Raw genomic sequence first — 16,381 nt, forward strand, 5'->3', positions numbered from 1 at the left:
GGCTCGCGAAATACGGCCGGACGAAGCGCCGACGGTGCAGTTCGCGGCCATCCGCGTCGACCCCTCGCCGCCTCCGGTCCGCGACTCCGGGCCCTCGACCGCGCCGCAGAAGCAGAGCAACTCCCGACTTCTGGCGTCCACCGGTTCGATCGCGGTGGCGACGCTCGTCAGCCGCATTACCGGATTCGCCAAGCAGCTCCTCGTCCTGACGCTGCTGGGTGGCTCGGTGGCCAGCTCGTTCACCGTCGCCAGCCAGATCCCGAACATGATCTCCGAGCTCGTGCTGGGAGCGGTGCTCACCGCGATCGTGGTGCCCGTCCTGGTGCGCGCCGAACGCGAGGACCCCGACCAGGGTGCGGCGTTCGTGCGACGACTGTTCACCGCCACGTGCGTGCTGCTCGGCACGGCGGCGGTGCTGGCGACCGCCGCGGCACCCGTGCTCACCACCCACGTCTTCCTGTCGGCCGACGGCAAGGTGAACACGTCCCTCACCACAGCTCTGTCCTATCTCCTCCTGCCCGCGATCCTGTTCTACGGACTGTCGGCGCTGCTCACGGCCATTCTCAACACCCGGCAGGTGTTCAAACCCGGCGCCTGGGCTCCGGTGCTGAACAACGTCGTGATGCTCACCGTGCTGGTGATCTACTACGCGACGCCGGGGGAGATCACCCTCGATCCGGTGCGGATGAGCGACCCGAAACTGCTGGTCCTCGGTGTGGGCGTCACGCTCGGTGTCGTGGTGCAGGCGCTCAGCCTGGTGCCTGCGATCCGGCGCGAGGGCATCTCGCTGAAACCGCTGTGGGGCCTCGACGACCGGCTCAAGCAGTTCGGCGGCATGGCCGTCGCGATCATCCTGTACGTGCTGATCAGCCAGGCAGGCATGATCGTCGCCACCCGCATCTCGTCACACGCGGACGCGTCGGGTCCCGCGATCTACAACAACGCGTGGCTCCTGCTGCAGCTGCCGTACGGCGTGCTCGGCGTGACGGTGCTGACCGCGATCATGCCGCGACTCAGCCGCAACGCCGCCGCCGACGACACCCCGGCCGTCGTGGACGACCTGTCCGTCGCCACCCGTCTCACGATGATCTCCCTCATCCCGATCATCACGTTCCTTACATTCGCCGGCCCCGAGATCGGCCAGGCACTGTACGGGTACGGCAACTTCGGGTCCGGTGACGCCGAACGCCTCGGTCAGGCCGTCAGCTGGTCGGCCTTCACGCTCATTCCCTATTCCCTGGTGCTGATCCAGCTCCGCGTGTTCTACGCCCGCGAGCAGGCGTGGACTCCCACGTGGATCGTCCTCGGCATCACCGCGGTGAAGATCGCGCTGTCGGCGCTCACCCCGCTCGTCGCCTCCAGCGACGACCAGGTGGTCATCCTGCTCGGCGCCGCGAACGGCCTCGGCTACATCACCGGCGCGCTCGTCGGGGGCTGGCTGCTGCACCGCAGTCTCGGCAACCTGCAGATGGCGAACGTCGGCAAGACGGTGTGGGTGGTGGTGCTCGCGTCGATGGCGGGTGCGCTCGTCATGCTCGGCGCCGACCGCCTCCTCGGGCTCGACCGTCTCACCAGTTTGTTCGGCGGTCCGGGCTCGATGGTCCGGGTCATGATCAGCGGCGTGCTGATGCTCGTCGTCACCTTCGTGATCCTCTGGTTCGCGAAGATCCCCGAAGTCGTGTCCATCACCGTCGCCGTCGCCCGCAAGGTTCGCGCCCTGCGCGGTCGCGGCGCCGCACCGGAACCGGAGGTCGACCCGCTCGCAGAGGCCGAAACTGAACTGATTCCCGTGGTCCGCGCCACACCGCACGACTTCGGGGGACAGCCGCGTGGTATCGAACGACCCGGTGGACTCCCGTACCCTGGACACGAGCGGGTCGGATCGCCGCCCGGTACTGGTCGGAGTTGGGCATTCGAGAATGAAGGAGTGAGGGTGAGCGACGACGACGTGGCCGGCAGCAAGAGAGCCGGAGGTTCTACGGTGCAAGCGTCCGAACGCGATTCGGCCGCCGCCCCCAACGGCGTCGACGCCCCGACCACCCGGATCTCGTCCGAGTCGGCCTCCACCGACTCCGCGAAGACCGACAAGCCGGCCGGCGCCGACGCACCGCAGAAGAAGGACGCAAACACGTCCGCGGGCTCCGCAGACACTCCGAAAACGGGGCAGAGCAAGGAGACCGGCGATCGTGCGGATGCCGAGACGAAGGCCGCGCCGACGACTCCCGCCAACGATGCAGGCGAGTCGCGCGGAGACACACGTCACATGGGCGCGGCCCCCGCACGAGATCTCAGTTACGACACCGGCGTGATCCCGATCACACCTGCGCCCGGACGTGAGCCCGGCGCAGGCCCGCGTCGTACTCCCCGTGGCCCCAAGCTCATTCCCGGTGCGTCCGTCGCGGGCGGTCGGTACCGCCTGCTGACACCGCACGGCGGTTCGCGGGGACTGCAGTTCTGGCAGGCGCTGGACGTCAAGCTCGACCGCGAGGTGGCCCTGACATTCGTGGACGCCGAACAGCGCTCCACGTCGGCCGGTCCCGAAGGCCCGCAAGCCATTCTGTCGCGCACCCTGCGACTGGGCCGGATCAACTCGCCCGGACTCGCCCGCGTGCTCGACGTGGTCCGCGGTAGCTCCGGCGGCATCGTCGTCGCCGAGTGGACCCCGGGCCGCTCGCTGCGGGAGATGGCCGACACCAAGCCTTCTCCGATCGGCGCCGCCAGTGCCATCCGCGCGCTCGCCGCGGCCGCCGAGACCGCGCACCGGGCCGGTGGGGCACTGTCCATCGACCACCCCGACCGCGTCCGCATCAGCATCAACGGCGATGCCGTGCTGGCGTTCCCGGCCACGCTCGCCGACTCCGACTCGAGTTCCGACGTGCGCGGACTGGGCGCCATGCTCTACGCCCTCATCACCGCGCGCTGGCCGCTGGGCGACCCGTCCGCTCCCGCGGGTGATCCGTCGGGTTCGCACCGTCCGGGCAGCGTCGGCGGTATGCGACTGGCCGACCGCGACTCGAGCGGGCAGCCCATCGGGCCGCGTGTGATCCGGCCGGAGGTTCCGTTCGAGATCTCCGCGGTGGCACTGCGCTCGCTCGAGCCGAACGGGGGAATCCGCACCGCGGCCACCGTGCAGCACATTCTCGACCAGGCGTCCGTCGTCAACGACAAGACCGAATTCATCCCCGTTCTGCGGCTCGGGCAGCGGGGCCCCGGCACGACCGGTCACGCTCTCGCCGACCCGGAAGCGCTGGAGGCGGAGAAGAAGAAGTCCAACCGGATGATCGCGGCGCTCGTGGGTCTCGCTGTCGTGACGATCATCGTGCTGGCGCTCCTGGGCTTCTGGCTCGCGACGTTCCTCACGGGCAGCAGTTCCGACGCGCCGCTCACCGAACAGGACTTCGGGCTCACCACTTCGGCCGAGGCTCCGCCCAACCCCGAGTCGCCCGCACCCGCGCCCGCCCCGGCGGCGAACGTCGCACCGGTCACACCCTCGGGGGCAACGGTGTTCTCGCCGCAGGGCACACCCGACTCCGCCGCGAGCGCCCGGCTGGCCGTCGACGGCAACACATCCACCGTGTGGAGCACCGACTCGTACTTCCAGCCCTTCCCCGCGTTGAAGAACGGTGTGGGCCTGATGGTCACGCTGGACGAGCCGACGACCCTGTCGAGCGTGTGGATCAACTCGCCGACGCCGGGCACCAACGTCGAGATCCGCAGCGCGCCGTCGGAGAACCCGACCCTCGACCAGACGCAGGTGCTCGGCTCGAAGGTCCTCGGCAACGGTGTCACCGAGATCCCGGTGAAGTCGGAGGGACCCACCAAGAACGTCCTGGTGTGGATCACCGGCCTGAGCAATTCCGGCGGCAAGAACCAATCGTCCATCGCCGACATCGGTTTCAACGCCGCGACGTAGGCGGTACCCGGTGCTCGCGGACCGGCGAACTGAGCTAACATCCGCCGGTGCGAATCTTCCGGGGGGATTCCGAGGGCGAGCCCTCGGACGTCGACCTGTTGGCTGCGCACGTCGCCGGCGATCGGCACGCATTCGAGACACTGCTCGGACGGCACTACGACCATCTGTGGCACGTCGCCAAACGCACCAGCTACACCACCGAGGATGCGGCGGACGCCCTGCAGGAGGCGCTGCTGTCCGCGCATCGCAACGCGGCCTCGTTCCGCCGGGACGCCGCGGTCCGGAGCTGGCTGCACACGATCGTGGTCAACGCCTGCCTCGACCGCATCCGCCGGAACAAGGCTCGTCCGGCTGTGTCCCTGTCCGCCGACGAGGACGACGAACCGCGCGACGCCCGCGATTACGTTTCCGAGGTGGAGCTGAGCCTGGTGGTCGAGCGCGCACTGGCGCAGCTCCCACCGGATCAGCGGACCGCGATCGTCGCCGTCGACCTCGAGGGCCGTTCGACCAGCGAGGCAGCCACCCTGCTCGGCATTCCGGAAGGCACCGTGAAGAGCCGCTGCGCCCGCGGCCGGAAGAAGCTGGCCGCCTCCCTCGAATATTTTCGGGTGGAGGGGAACCGATCATGACTCCGGGACGTCAAAACGTAGTAGGAGCGGGGAAGTGTCCTGATGTCCCGGACCACAATGAATCGGTGAGGAGGTGCCATGGCCGACCGTGAACCCGACCCGTCCGGTGCCGCGCTGCCTGCACCGCCGTACTCCGAGGACCTGCTGGCCGATCTCCACGCCGGGGTGCTGCCAGAGTCGGTCAGCGATCGCCTGTGGCCGCTCGTCCGGAACGACCCGCAGGCCATGGCTGTCATCGACGCCCTCGACCGGGTCACCGATCAGCTGGGCGCGCTCGGCCGCGATCATTCCGTCTCGACCCCGATTCCCGCCGACGTCGCCGACCGCATCAACCGCGCCCTCGCCGCGGAACGGGACGCGCCTGCCGAGGCCACCGTGGTGCCGCTCGCCCGGCGACGGAAGTGGGCGACCGCGGCCGCGGGGACCTTCGCGGCGGCGGCAGCGGTCGTGGTGGCGGTCGCGGTCGTCACGCCGAACAGCCGGGAACCCGAGACCCCGACCGTCGCCCTGCCCAGTTCCGAAACCCCGCCGACACCAGCCGTTCTCGATCTGGGTACCGATCTCGACTCCGGACGCCTGCTCACCGTGATCGGTTCGCGGCAGCTCGGACCACTCGAAGATCCCGCACAACTGTCAGAATGCCTGAGCGCCAACGGGATCGAACCGTCTCGCCCTCTACTCGGTTCCGGCGAGGTTCGCCTCGACGGTGTTCCCGGGGTACTGCTGCTGCTGGCCGGGCCACGTCCGCCGCAGATCACGGCCCTGGTCGTCGGTAGCGCGTGCGGCACGGGAGATCCGGCGACGATCGCCGTCACCGAGATCGGTTGATCCTCAGGGGCGTTCCCGCTCCAAACGGGCGACCGGCATCAGCAGCTCGAGGATCTTCGCACGCAGCTCCGGAGTGTCGTCCTCGACGGCGATCAGGCTCGTGAACAGTGCGGCGCCGGCGGCGAGCACCAGAACGGCCGTCGCGGTGATCGACCCCCCGTCCTCGGATTCCTCGTTCCCGAACAGCTGAATGCTCGGCCCGCTGAATCCCCGCCAGAGCGCGGTGCGGAGATCGTCGTGGTCCCGGATCGCGGCCAGCAAACCCGGCGTGGCCGCTCGCACCTCCGGTCGTGAGAACAGTTCGGCGCTGCCGGTCACCACCCAGCGGATCCAGCCTTCTCGATCGGTGCCCTCGAACGGTGTCAGGTCGGGTGTCGCACCGAGGATGGCGTCGAGAACCAGATGAGCCTTCGACGGCCACCGTCTGGTGATGGACGCCCTGCTCACCCCGGAGCGCGTCGCGATGGCCCGCATGCTCAGTTGTTCCCAACCCGATTCCACGAGCATCGCACGGGTTACCCCGAGGACGTCGGTGTCGATCCGCGGGTCGCGGGGGCGGCCGGTTCCGGTTGCATTCATTGGTTCGAATTGTGGGACAGAAGTGGCTTCCGCGCTATATCGTACCTATTACGAGTCCAGTGGCATCGTAATTCGAACAGGACGGGCACATGAAGATCGCGGTCACCGGCGGCACCGGATACGTCGGCGCCCACACCACGCTGGCGCTCCTCGCCGCCGGCCACACGGTTCGACTGCTGGTGCTGCCCGCCGAATCTCCCGACGCCCTGCTCGCGGCGGCGGGGGACGACGCCGCGTGGATCGAGCAGGTGGTCGGCGACATCCGCGACGCCCAGGTGCTCGCACGCCTTCTCGACGGCTGCGACGCCCTACTCCACGCCGCCGGGGTAGTGGGCACCGACGACCGCCGCGAACAGCTGATGTGGGAGATCAACACGCAGGCCACCGCCGCGATCCTCACCCGGGCGGCCTTCCTCGGACTCGACCCGATCATCCACGTCGCGAGTTTCAGCGCCCTGTTTCCGTCGCCCGACGCCGTCATCGGACCGGACAGTCCGACGGCCTCGGGCCGCAGCGCGTACGGCCGGACAAAGGCCGCGGCCGATCGCATCGCCCGCGCACTCCAGGACGCGGGCGCCCCCGTGGTCATCACCTACCCGACGAGCGTCGTCGGTCCCGGGCTCGGAACCGCGAAGGGCGTCACCGAACAGGGCTGGGCCGCAATCGTCAGCGGCAGGGTGGCACCCCGATTCGACGGCGGAATGCAGATGATCGACGTGCGCGACGTGGCCGCGGTCCACGCCGCCGCGATGCACCCCGGCCGCGGTCCACGGCGATACGTCTGCGGCGGCGAACTAGTCGAGTTCAACCAGCTCATCGACGTCCTCGAGCACTCCTCGGGCCGTCGGCTTCGACGCATCCCGCTGTCAGGCAGAACTTTTCGCACGATCGGGCGGTTTGCCGACGTGATCGGCAAGTTCACACCCCTCAGTGCCGGGCTCAGTTACGAGGCCGCCTGGCTACTCACTTCGGCGACCCCGACCGACGACTCGCGAACCCGCGACGAGCTCGGGCTCACCTGGCGGCCTGCCCGCGCGGCGCTGGCCGCGACGTTCGCCTGAACGCCCTCACACCACCACCCTCGAAGGCAGACCACCATGAGCGTTCCACCAACGCACCCCGATATCTGGGAGCCGGCCCGCCTGGGTCCCCTGACACTGCGCAACCGCATCGTGAAGGCCGCCACGTTCGAGGGCGTCATGCCGCGCGGCCGGGTCACCGAACAGCTCATCGACTTCCACGCCGAGGTCGCTCGCGGCGGCGCGGCACTGACGACCGTCGCGTACTGCGCCGTCTCACCCGGCGGACGCGTCCACGCCAACACCCTGGTGCTCGATGGCGCCCGCGTCCCCGATCTGCGCCGGCTCACCGACGCCGTCCACGCCGAAGGCGGGTTGGTCGCGGCGCAGATCGGTCATGCCGGTCTGGTCGCGAACACACTGTCCAACCGCACCAAGACCCTCGCGCCGTCCACCCGCCTCAGCCCGCCCGCCATGGGTCTGGTGAAGGGTGCCACCCGGGAAGAACTCGACCAGGTCGCCCGCGACTTCGAGGATGCGGCCCGCAATGCCGTCGAGGCCGGATTCGATGCGATCGAGGTCCACCTCGGGCACAACTACCTCCTCAGCTCGTTCATGAGCCCCAACCTCAACAGGCGGACCGACGAGTACGGGGGCAGCCTGGAGCGGCGGGCGGCGTTCCCCAGGCGGGTGGTCGAGAGGGTGCGCCACGCCGTCGGCGACTCGGTGGCCGTCACGGCCAAATTCAACATGACAGACGGTGTTCCGAAGGGGCTGTGGCTCGACGACAGTCTCCGCATCGCGCAGCTCCTCGAAGCCGACGGGCACCTCGACGCGCTGCAGCTCACCGGCGGTAGCTCGTTGCTCAACGGGATGTACTTCTTCCGCGGCGAGGTTCCGATGGCCGAATTCATTGCGTCACAGCCCAAGCTGGTGGGCTGGGGCCTGAAGGTCTACGGGCCGCGCATCTTTCCGACCTACCCGTTCGAGGAAGCCTTCTTCCTCCCGATGGCCCGGCAGTTCCGCGAGGCCCTGTCGATGCCGCTCATCCTCCTCGGCGGCATCAACAGACTCGACACCATCGAGAACGCACTCGGCGAAGGGTTCGAATTCGTCGCGATGGCGCGCGCCCTGCTCCGCGACCCGGACCTCGTCAACAAGTTCCGCGACCGGCACGTGCCCGAAGGACTCTGCATCCACTGCAACAAATGCATGCCCACCATCTACACGGGCACCCGCTGCGTCATCCGGGAGACTCTGCGCTGATCAGGGCGCCTGCGAGGGGAGCGACCGGTATCACCTGCAGTAGGGGAACAACACCCTTTAGTCTTGTGTTGATCCATACGACTGAGCACCCCTCACTACTGGAAGGCCCGCATGACCACTCCATCGACGGTTCATGAACTCATCATCGTTGGTTCGGGACCTGCCGGATACACCGCTGCCGTCTACGCGGCGCGCGCGGAACTCGAACCGCTGCAGTTCGAGGGGACCCAGTTCGGTGGCGCCCTCATGACCACCACCGACGTCGAGAACTTCCCCGGATTCCGTGAGGGAATCATGGGACCCGACCTGATGGACCAGATGCGCGAGCAGGCCAAGCGCTTCGGCACCGACATCCGCACCGAGGACGTCGAGGAACTCGACCTCACCGGCCCGATCAAGAAGGTCGTCGTGAACGGCGAGACCTACCAGGCCCACGCGGTCGTGCTGGCAATGGGCGCCGCAGCCCGTTACCTGGGGATCCCGGGTGAAGAGAAGTTGCTCGGCCGCGGCGTCAGCGCCTGCGCCACGTGCGACGGATTCTTCTTCAAGGATCAGGACATCGTCGTGGTCGGAGGCGGCGACTCCGCCATGGAGGAGGCCACCTTCCTCACCCGCTTCGCCCGCAGCGTCACCGTGGTGCACCGTCGCGAGGAGTTCCGCGCGTCCCGCATCATGCTCGAGCGCGCCAAGGCGAACGCGAAGATCCGGTTCGTGACCAACGCGGCGCCCGTCGAGGTCCTCGGCGAGAACAGCGTCACCGGCCTCGTGATCCGCGACACCGTCACCGGTGAGACGTCCACGCTGGACGTCACCGGCATGTTCGTCGCCATCGGTCACGACCCGCGCAGCGAACTGGTCAAGGGACAGGTCGACCTCGACGACGCCGGATATGTGCTCGTCAAGAACCCGTCCACCGCCACGTCGCTGGATGGGGTCTTCGCCGCCGGCGATCTGGTGGATCACATCTACCAGCAGGCGATCACCGCCGCCGGCACCGGATGTTCCGCGGCGATGGATGCCGAGCGCTGGCTTGCCGAGCGCGGCGACATCACCGCCAACACCGTCGCCGCCGCCGGCTCACCGGTCGACGCCTGAGCACCCCACAAACACCCACCTCGAGTAAGGGAAATCCCCGTGTCGAATACCGTCACCATCACCGATGATTCGTTCCAGCAGGACGTCATTTCCAGCGACAAGCCTGTCCTCGTCGACTTCTGGGCCACCTGGTGCGGCCCGTGCAAGATGATCGCCCCCGTCCTGGAGGAGATCGCCGGTGAGCACAGCGACAAGCTGACCATCGCGAAGCTCGACATCGACGCCAACCCGGGCGCTGCCCGCGACTTCCAGGTCATGTCGATTCCCACGCTGATCCTGTTCAAGGACGGCAAGCCGATCAACACGATCGTCGGCACCAAGGGCAAGGCTGCGCTGCTGAAAGAGCTCGCCGACGTTCTCTGATCGACACCCGAACACCCGGCGCGATTCCCGATTTTGTGGGAATCTCTGAGACAATCGATCGATGTGCTCCAGTCGCACAGCTAGACCGACCGGAACACATCGATCGTTTTGTTTGTACCGAGACTCGTATGTACTCGTTGATTCGGACTGAGAGGCCCTGAAAAATGCACCGACTCCGTCACGGCGACCATGGTCCGGCCGTCGCTGAGATTCGGGGCACTCTGGCCGGTCTCGGTTTCCTGCACAACGGCGTCGCCGACACCCGGCGCGAGGGCACCAACGGTTCGCACTGGATCGCTCCCGACGCCGTGTTCGATCATCACCTGGACAGCGCCGTACGGGCCTTCCAGCAGCAGCGTGGGCTTCTCGTCGACGGAATCGTGGGTCCTGCCACCTACCGGTCCATGAAAGAGGCGTCGTACCGCCTGGGCGCGCGCACGCTGATTTACCAGCTGTCCGCACCGCTCTACGGGGACGACGTCGCCACCCTGCAGACCCGCCTGCAGGATCTCGGCTTCTACGTCGGTCGCGTCGACGGGTTCTTCGGCCCGCAGACCCACGACTCCCTGTCCTCGTTCCAGAGGGAGATCGGGATCGCCGCCGACGGCATCTGCGGTCCGGCCACCCTGCGGTCGCTCGAGTTGCTCGGCACCCGCGTCACCGGTGGGTCACCCCATGCGATGAGCGAAGAAGAAATGGTTCGCAGCTCCGGCCCCCAGCTGAGCGGCAAGCGGATCGTCATCGACCCGGGCCTCGGCGGCGACACCTACGGGACCATCGTGCGGTCTCCGTACGGCACGATCTCGGAGTCCGACATCCTGTGGGACCTCGCCAGCCGCCTCGAGGGCCGCATGGCCGCGACGGGCATGGAGACGTTCCTGTCCCGCCCGCACCACGCGAACCCCAACGACATCGAACGGGCGTCCACGTCGAACGCCTTCGACGCCGATCTGATGATCTCGTTGCGGTGCGACGGAAACACCAGCCCGTCCGCCAACGGAGTCGCGAGCTTCCACTTCGGTAACTCGCACGGTTCGACGTCGATGATCGGTCAGGTTCTCACCGGATTCATCCAGCGGGAGATCGTGGCACGCACGCCGCTGCAGGACTGCCGGACCCACGGCCGCACCTGGGACCTGCTGCGTCTGACGAACATGCCGACCGTGCAGATCGACCTCGGCTACCTCACCAACGACCTCGATGCCGCGGTGCTGTCCAACCCGCGGGCCCGCGACGCCATCGCCGAAGCGATCCTCATTTCCGTCAAGCGTCTGTACCTGCTCGGTCAGGACGATCAGCCGACCGGAACGTTCACGTTCGCCGAGTTGCTCGCCGAAGAGCTGTCTTCCTCCGAACGTTCCTGACTTCTCGTTCCCGAGCGGTCAGTGCGCACCGACAGGTGTGCGCTCCCCGATGTCGACCATGCTCACCGACGCGGTGTGGATCAGACGCTCCAGGGCAGCCTCCACGTCTTCCTTCCACCCGTGATCCCGGTTCAGTTCGAGCCGCAGGCGCGGGAACCGATGGTGGGGCGCGACGATTTCGAAACCGTTGTCCTCGAGGAAATCGGCCGGGATCATGCACTCCTCGGGGGAGCACTCGCGGGCCGCGGTGGCCGACGCCATCCCGTGCGTGTCGATCGGACCGGTTCCGTCGGCGTTGCGGATACCGAACGCCTCGAGCGCGCGAACCCCGCGGCGCACCAAATCGGCCACCACGGCTTGGATCAACGTGGTCCCGAGATTCTGTTCTTCCCCGGCCGGCTCGAGCCGGAGGCTGGTGAGGAGGACGGCGTCGGCACCGACCGGAGCGGTCGGGAGAAGCTGCGCGCGCGGCACGGTTCGCGGGGGAGCGTAGAGGGCGCTGCCGACCGGCTTCCCGTCCATGACGGCAACCTGACCGCACGATCCCCATTCGAGCATGACCATGGAGAGCCAGGCTTCCTTCTCGAACTCCTGGTCGCAGAATCCGCGCGAACTGTGGATCGCCGCCGGATCCATTTCCCAGAAGACACAGCGACGAGCGTGGGCGGAGAGCTTATCCAAGCCGTCGAGAGTGAGCGATGTGACGTGAGTCGACACTGGCTAGCTCAGCCTCCATATGTCACTACCGCAGATCATTCGACATCCTCTGGTATTCAACGTTTTTCGCCCCCGATAATTCTGCTGGAGTCGGTCCGTCAGCGGCCACTGTCACAGTGACGGATCACCCGCGGGTACTTCTACCTCTGTCAGGCGCTCACGAATCGGCCTTCTGTGCCTCCATCATCCCAACGATCCTCTGAAGATCGTCCACCGAACCGAACTCGACCACAATCTTGCCCTTGCGCTTGCCGAGGCTGACCGTAACCCTCGTGTCGAACGAATCCGACAGCCGTTCGGCGACGTCCTGCAGGCCCGGCATCTGGATGGGCTTGCGACGCTGGGCGGGCTGCGACGCCTGGTCGTCGCTGCGGTTGGCGAGGGTCACCGCCTCCTCCGTTGCGCGAACAGACATGCCCTCCGCGACGATGCGTGCCGCCATCACTTCTTGCGCGTCGGCTCCTGCCTCCAGCGACAACAGGGCGCGAGCGTGACCGGCGGACAGCACACCCGCCGCGACGCGGCGTTGCACGGGAATCGGCAACTTCAGCAGTCGGATCATGTTCGTCACGACGGGACGCGAGCGGCCGATCTTCGCCGCCAGTTCCTCGTGGGTCACCTCGAACTCTTCGAGCAACTGCTGATACGCCGCGGCCTCTTCGAGAGGGTTCAGCTGCACGCGGTGGATGTTCTCCAGGAGCGCGTCGCGGAGCATGGCGTCGTCGCCGGTCTCGCGGACTATCGCCGGGATCGTCTCCAGCTCGGCTTCCTGGCTGGCACGCCACCGACGCTCGCCCATGACGAGCTGGAACTTGCCGTCGTCGAGCGGACGCACCACGATCGGCTGCATCAGCCCGAACTCGCGGATCGAGTGGACGAGCTCGGCGAGAGCGTCGTCGTCGAACACCTGACGCGGCTGCTTGGGGTTCCGCTCGATCAGGTCGGGAGCGATCTCCCTGTACACCGCTCCGGTGGGGGAGGGGAGGGGTTGAGCACCGTTCCCGGATGCGCCGTCGGCGCCGTTGCTCCCTCCGTTGTTTCCCGTGGACGTGTTTCCCGTGGACGCGGGAGCGGTCTTGTTGTCAGTCACAGAGTCCGATGAGTTCGGTGCGGGAGCGGTCAGTACGTTGCGCCGGTCCGTCCCGATCACGACGTCGGCGGCGGCGTTGCCCAGCCCCGGTCCCGTCGTCGTCGGTCCCGTAGGAATGAGCGCAGCCAGTCCACGGCCAAGTCCACCCTTACGCGTCTGACTCATCGCTGCTCCTGCTTCGTGATGTGTGCGGTGCGTGCTGCGAGTTCACGTCCCGCGTCGAGGTAACTCATGGCTCCCCGCGAACCGGGGTCGTAATCGAGCACGGTCATCCCGTACCCGGGAGCTTCGGACACCTTGACGCTGCGGGGAATGACAGCGCGGAGGACCGCGTCACCGAAGTGGTTGCGGACCTCTTCTGCCACCTGGTCCGCCAACTTGGTGCGCCCGTCGTACATCGTGAGAAGGACCGTCGATACGTGGAGGTCCGGGTTGAGGTGCGCCTGCACCAGTTCGATATTCCGCAGCAGCTGTCCCACACCCTCGAGGGCGTAGTACTCGCACTGGATCGGAATGAGCACTTCCTTGGCAGCGACCATCGCGTTCACCGTGAGCAGTCCGAGCGACGGTGGGCAGTCGATCAGGATGAAGTCGGCATCCACCTCGCCCAGAGCCTTCTCCGAGAGCGCGCCCTTCAGCCGCCCCTCGCGGGCGACCATGGAGACCAATTCGATCTCGGCGCCGGCGAGGTCGATCGTGGCGGGAATGCAGAACAGCCGGTCGTTGTGCGGGCTCGTCTGGATCGCTTCCGCAGCGGTCACCTCACCGAGGAGGAGCTCGTAGCTGGACGGCACGCCGGAGTGGTGGGCGACGCCCAATGCAGTGCTGGCGTTACCCTGCGGGTCGAGGTCGATCACCAGAACGGTGAGTCCCTGAATCGCGAGCGCGGATGCGAGGTTGACCGCACTCGTCGTCTTGCCGACGCCGCCCTTCTGATTGGCGATCGTGAGGATCCGGCGTTCGGGTGGCTTCGGCAGGGAAACTGAGTGGGGGTGCAGCACCTGGCTTGCGCGGTGCGCGGCGGCACCGATCGGAGTCTCCTCGACGGAAATTCCGTTGTAGGGGGCCGTGAATCCGTCGTCTCCATTCCCGGAGCTCGTCGCCTGGTCGGATCGATGGTCGGTTTCACGTGAAACTGTTTCACGTGAAACGGCGGATTCAGGCCCACCCGACATTGACTACTCCTTCGATTGGGAATCGCTCGTTACTCGACATACTCACTCCCTAGTCACCGTGCACATCGTCATCGACGCTGACGGCGTTTCGGTACACGTTCTGCCCGAACGACAACGGTGGGGACAGGAAGCAGGCCCACTCCGCATTCCACGATATCCAGCTTGCCAGCACCCAACCGAGTCAGGGAAGCGCGATCACGGGAAATCTCTTCAGCGGCGCTCGAACCTTTCAATGCGAGCATTCTCCCATGCTCGTGGATAAGCGGCAGCGACCACTTGGCCAACTTCTCCAACGGTGCCACCGCACGGGAAGTGACAACGTCTGCGCCGCCGGCTTCCTTCACCACACCCGACTCCTCCGCGCGGCCCCGGACCACGAGCACGTCCAGACCGTTCGACTCGACGAACTCGGCGAGGTACACCGACCGTCGCAGCAGCGGCTCCACCAACGTGATCCGGAGATCGGGACGGGCGATCGCGAGAGGGATACCAGGCAACCCGGCACCGCTTCCGACGTCGACGACCGACTCACCCTCGGCGATCAACTCACCGACGACGGCACAGTTGAGGAGATGACGTTCCCAGAGTCGCAGAACCTCTCGCGGTCCGATCAACCCCCGCTCGACACCGTCGGTCGCTAGCGACTTGAAGTAGCGCTCCGCAATATCGAATCGCTCACCGAACACCTGGCGTGCCGCCGCTTGTTCGTCCCATTCGGCCGGCTCTCCACCATTCGGTTCCACGTGAAACATCCTCCCGCGAACAACGCGAAATCAACAAACACAGCTTCTTCATTATCCGCCCTCGCTCACGACTATGTCCCTTAACTCGGACGCGCAACGCCGGAACAGTGTCGAGCCGCACCCTTCCGGTGGGGGAGGGGAGCGGTGGGTCGGTCCACACTCAGTGAGTGCGGTCGCCCCTCTCGGGCGTCGATCTCGCACACATCGCCGTCAGCGAGTTTTCTGCGGATCCATGATGGTGCAATCGTCGCGAGGATGTTTCACGTGGAACAGGCCGCCTCGTCCGCGGACATGTCACGGGACCGTGCGTGTCCAGCTTGGTTCATCCTTGCGCCGGTCCCCGCCCGACAACTCCGCGGGTCCGTGCCCGGTGCCGCGGCACCCTCTCCGTGCTGTCCCGTCGCGCGGTGCGGTCCGTCGCGAGCTTTACCCCACGCCGGCTAGCCGAACTTCATCGCGTTTGGCGCGAGCAGTTTCACGTGGAACAACTGGCCTGTGTTTCACGCGGAACAGACGGCGGTCACTGACTCCATCGGAGCTCACTCGACCGCTACCTCGCCGCAGTTACACGCGCCGACGAATCCCGTTTCTTAATCATCACAGTGACGAAACTCCCGGGTGTGGTTGGGTGGGTGAAACTACAACCTTAAATCCTTCGAAAACGTCCAAACGACGGCCCAAGGAACCCCATCAGCAACACGTCAGACACTGGTGTCAGGGAAGGAGTGTTGCTCGTGAGCGACGAGCCAACAACCATCCTCCTTCCGCAACCCCACTATGAGGCGGAGCCGCTTCTCCGGATTGACGGCGAACTACGCTTGCATTCCACAGCGGAGGAGCACGTGGGCGAACGCGACATCTTCCGCCGGCAGTCACCTCCAATGACACCAACTCGAACCTCGCACCCTGCGACTGCCATTCGAAGAACGGCGGCATATCTCTCGATACGCATCAATTCCGCGAGCACCCTCGTACGGCGGTGGCACGTCGAACATCACGATGTCGTCGGAGTGTCCGCGAGAACCCCGGCCATGTCGCCACTGTGCACAGCCCCGATCCGACGTTCGATCAGTCGACGGCACGGTTTCGGTCGCCTCAATGGTGTGGACCTCGAGAAGCGTCGAAACTCATCGCGTGGACTCAGCGTCAGCGTGAATGGTATGTCTCAGGACATCGCAAACCTACGGTCCCGGTGACCCTCACCGGACGAACGGAACAGGGCATCGATGGAATGAACACTTGTCGCCACGATCTCAGCAGCGGGCGGCGGCAGGAGGCAGGAGGGTTAGGTAGGTCGATCGGTTTACCCCCGAAGGCGCCGACGGATTCACGTGTAGACGGCTCCTGAAAACTGAGCGGGATACGGCATCCCAATTTTGGCCCCTGCCCACCGATCCTGGCTCGAGTCGAGCACGAGGGGCGAAGCGATGATGTCCGCGAAAGATTGGTATGAGATTCGTCTGCTGCATCGCAGCGACCGGTTTCCGATCAAGGCGATCGCTTGGGGTTGCGTCCACGATGATGGTGTACGAGCCGGATCTCGTACCAATGACCGGCGTGTCGTAACCGGACGAGAGACGGTCACCGCGTGATTCTTCGA

Annotated in this window: 13 protein-coding genes and 1 pseudogene; 8 read left to right on the forward strand and 6 right to left on the reverse strand. The window is 66.5% G+C overall.

Annotation, left to right across the window (positions count from 1 at the left end):
• Positions 1 to 34: 34 nt before the first annotated feature.
• From murJ to ACFWAY_RS32985, 3 genes are all read left to right on the forward strand, one after another.
• Positions 35 to 3,913 carry a murein biosynthesis integral membrane protein MurJ gene (gene murJ / locus ACFWAY_RS32975; protein WP_378513507.1) on the forward strand — a complete coding sequence of 1,293 codons (3,879 nt, stop codon included), beginning with the start codon at positions 35 to 37 and terminating at the stop codon, positions 3,911 to 3,913.
• A gap of 47 nt (positions 3,914 to 3,960) precedes the next feature.
• Entirely contained in the window at positions 3,961 to 4,542 is a 582-nt protein-coding gene (gene sigM / locus ACFWAY_RS32980) for an RNA polymerase sigma factor SigM (protein WP_378453330.1), read from the forward strand.
• Between the two features lie 78 nt (positions 4,543 to 4,620).
• On the forward strand, positions 4,621 to 5,370 hold the full coding sequence (locus tag ACFWAY_RS32985; RefSeq protein ID WP_378513499.1) for a hypothetical protein: 750 nt from the start codon (positions 4,621 to 4,623) through the stop codon (positions 5,368 to 5,370).
• A 3-nt stretch (positions 5,371 to 5,373) separates the two neighbouring features.
• Here the strand turns inward: ACFWAY_RS32985 and ACFWAY_RS32990 are convergent, their stop codons facing one another.
• Complete coding sequence (locus ACFWAY_RS32990) at positions 5,374 to 5,949, reverse strand: helix-turn-helix domain-containing protein (RefSeq protein WP_378513500.1); 576 nt, start codon at positions 5,947 to 5,949, stop codon at positions 5,374 to 5,376.
• 89 nt (positions 5,950 to 6,038) lie between these two features.
• Between ACFWAY_RS32990 and ACFWAY_RS32995 the strand changes: the two genes are divergently transcribed.
• The 5 genes from ACFWAY_RS32995 to ACFWAY_RS33015 all read left to right on the forward strand — a co-directional run bounded on the left by ACFWAY_RS32995 (position 6,039) and on the right by ACFWAY_RS33015 (position 11,056).
• Positions 6,039 to 7,010 (forward strand): NAD-dependent epimerase/dehydratase family protein, encoded by a 972-nt coding sequence (locus ACFWAY_RS32995; protein ID WP_378513501.1) that lies wholly within the window; start codon positions 6,039 to 6,041, stop codon positions 7,008 to 7,010.
• A 36-nt stretch (positions 7,011 to 7,046) separates the two neighbouring features.
• Positions 7,047 to 8,234 (forward strand): 4,4'-dithiodibutanoate disulfide reductase, encoded by a 1,188-nt coding sequence (nox, locus tag ACFWAY_RS33000; protein ID WP_378513502.1) that lies wholly within the window; start codon positions 7,047 to 7,049, stop codon positions 8,232 to 8,234.
• Positions 8,235 to 8,345: 111 nt separating this feature from the next.
• The gene (gene trxB / locus ACFWAY_RS33005; RefSeq protein ID WP_378453325.1) at positions 8,346 to 9,329 is read left to right on the forward strand and encodes a thioredoxin-disulfide reductase; all 984 of its coding nucleotides are present in this window, start codon (positions 8,346 to 8,348) and stop codon (positions 9,327 to 9,329) included.
• 39 nt (positions 9,330 to 9,368) lie between these two features.
• Positions 9,369 to 9,692: a thioredoxin gene (trxA, locus tag ACFWAY_RS33010; RefSeq protein ID WP_005249122.1), complete on the forward strand. Its 324-nt coding sequence runs from the start codon at positions 9,369 to 9,371 to the stop codon at positions 9,690 to 9,692.
• Positions 9,693 to 9,856: 164 nt separating this feature from the next.
• On the forward strand, positions 9,857 to 11,056 hold the full coding sequence (locus ACFWAY_RS33015; RefSeq protein WP_378453324.1) for an N-acetylmuramoyl-L-alanine amidase: 1,200 nt from the start codon (positions 9,857 to 9,859) through the stop codon (positions 11,054 to 11,056).
• An 18-nt stretch (positions 11,057 to 11,074) separates the two neighbouring features.
• Here ACFWAY_RS33015 and ACFWAY_RS33020 read toward each other — a convergent pair whose 3' ends face one another.
• The 5 genes and pseudogenes from ACFWAY_RS33020 to ACFWAY_RS33040 form a co-directional block, all read right to left on the reverse strand.
• Positions 11,075 to 11,773: a GNAT family N-acetyltransferase gene (locus tag ACFWAY_RS33020; protein ID WP_378453323.1), complete on the reverse strand. Its 699-nt coding sequence runs from the start codon at positions 11,771 to 11,773 to the stop codon at positions 11,075 to 11,077.
• A gap of 157 nt (positions 11,774 to 11,930) precedes the next feature.
• Entirely contained in the window at positions 11,931 to 13,028 is a 1,098-nt protein-coding gene (locus ACFWAY_RS33025) for a ParB/RepB/Spo0J family partition protein (RefSeq protein ID WP_378453322.1), read from the reverse strand.
• Positions 13,025 to 14,038, reverse strand: a complete 1,014-nt coding sequence (locus tag ACFWAY_RS33030; RefSeq protein WP_378453321.1) for a ParA family protein — start codon at positions 14,036 to 14,038, stop codon at positions 13,025 to 13,027. The genes ACFWAY_RS33025 and ACFWAY_RS33030 overlap by 4 nt, the downstream gene beginning before the upstream one ends.
• Before the next feature lie 68 nt (positions 14,039 to 14,106).
• Positions 14,107 to 14,790, reverse strand: a complete 684-nt coding sequence (rsmG, locus tag ACFWAY_RS33035; protein ID WP_378513503.1) for a 16S rRNA (guanine(527)-N(7))-methyltransferase RsmG — start codon at positions 14,788 to 14,790, stop codon at positions 14,107 to 14,109.
• Between the two features lie 692 nt (positions 14,791 to 15,482).
• Positions 15,483 to 15,880 (reverse strand): annotated as a pseudogene (locus ACFWAY_RS33040) (YybH family protein).
• Positions 15,881 to 16,381: the final 501 nt, after the last annotated feature.

It is taken from the genome of Rhodococcus sp. NPDC059968 (genome assembly GCF_042738615.1).
GTDB lineage: Bacteria > Actinomycetota > Actinomycetes > Mycobacteriales > Mycobacteriaceae > Rhodococcus_F.

What these genes read in the sequence shown, in the direction of transcription:
- ACFWAY_RS33025 (WP_378453322.1), bottom strand. Translation starts at nt 13,028, where the DNA reads ATGAGTCAGACGCGTAAGGGTGGACTTGGCCGTGGACTGGCTGCGCTC.
- ACFWAY_RS32985 (WP_378513499.1), top strand. Translation starts at nt 4,621, where the DNA reads ATGGCCGACCGTGAACCCGACCCGTCCGGTGCCGCGCTGCCTGCACCG.
- ACFWAY_RS32995 (WP_378513501.1), top strand. Translation starts at nt 6,039, where the DNA reads ATGAAGATCGCGGTCACCGGCGGCACCGGATACGTCGGCGCCCACACC.
- nox (WP_378513502.1), top strand. Translation starts at nt 7,047, where the DNA reads ATGAGCGTTCCACCAACGCACCCCGATATCTGGGAGCCGGCCCGCCTG.
- ACFWAY_RS33030 (WP_378453321.1), bottom strand. Translation starts at nt 14,038, where the DNA reads ATGTCGGGTGGGCCTGAATCCGCCGTTTCACGTGAAACAGTTTCACGT.
- ACFWAY_RS33015 (WP_378453324.1), top strand. Translation starts at nt 9,857, where the DNA reads ATGCACCGACTCCGTCACGGCGACCATGGTCCGGCCGTCGCTGAGATT.
- ACFWAY_RS32990 (WP_378513500.1), bottom strand. Translation starts at nt 5,949, where the DNA reads ATGAATGCAACCGGAACCGGCCGCCCCCGCGACCCGCGGATCGACACC.
- rsmG (WP_378513503.1), bottom strand. Translation starts at nt 14,790, where the DNA reads ATGTTTCACGTGGAACCGAATGGTGGAGAGCCGGCCGAATGGGACGAA.
- trxB (WP_378453325.1), top strand. Translation starts at nt 8,346, where the DNA reads ATGACCACTCCATCGACGGTTCATGAACTCATCATCGTTGGTTCGGGA.